General features: G+C 73.5%; 1 pseudogene. It reads right to left on the reverse strand.

The annotated features are described in order from the left end of the window. Positions 1–685, reverse strand: a pseudogene (locus CCN51_RS52815) (hypothetical protein); the annotation flags it as partial. Positions 686–714: the final 29 nt, after the last annotated feature.

The following is a 714-nucleotide window of genomic DNA, read 5'->3' on the forward strand; positions in this document are numbered from 1 at the left end:
ACAGCCGGGCCAGCAGCCGCCTGCCGCTGTCGGCGCTCAGCGGTTCCATCGGCATCAGCCGGGCGCCGTCCCACATCAGCTCGCCGAGCCGGTCCCGGCTGGTGGCCAGGACGACGCTGCCGGGCGCGTTGGGGATCAGCGCTCGGACCTGGGCGGGCTGGCTCACCTCGTCGAGGACGACCACGATCCGCCGGTCGGCGCTGTGGCTGCGGTAGTGGGCGGTCAACTCGGCCAGGTCGCCGGACAGATACTCCTCGGCGACGCCGATGGAGCGCAGACAGTGGCGCAGCCCTTCGGAGACATCGCCGCCGACCGCGCCCTCACGGCGCAGCCGGGCGAAGTCCACGTACAGCTGCCCGCCGGGGAAGCGGTCGCGGGTGCGTTCCACCCAGCGCCGTACGGTCGCCCGCTTGCCGACTCCGGGCAATCCGCTGAGCAGGGCGATCCGCGGTGATCCGACGCTCTCGGGGTCGCCCGGGCCGCCGGGCGTCAGCCAGTCGTCCAGCTCCGCGAGCTCGGCCGTGCGGTTCTCGAACGACGCCGTGCCCGCGGGTACCTGCCGTGGCACCCGTGCCGGGGGCGGGGCGGGTGGCGCCTGGTACTGGTTGTGGATGTGCACGCCGCCGTGCATTTGCCCGGCCTGTATGACGGGGCCGTGGACGGTGCCGGAAACCTCGTTCCCCACCGTTACCGGCCCATCCCCCTGATCCCCGC

Source organism: Streptomyces milbemycinicus (assembly GCF_002154605.1).
GTDB classification, from domain to species: Bacteria; Actinomycetota; Actinomycetes; order Streptomycetales; family Streptomycetaceae; genus Streptomyces; species Streptomyces milbemycinicus.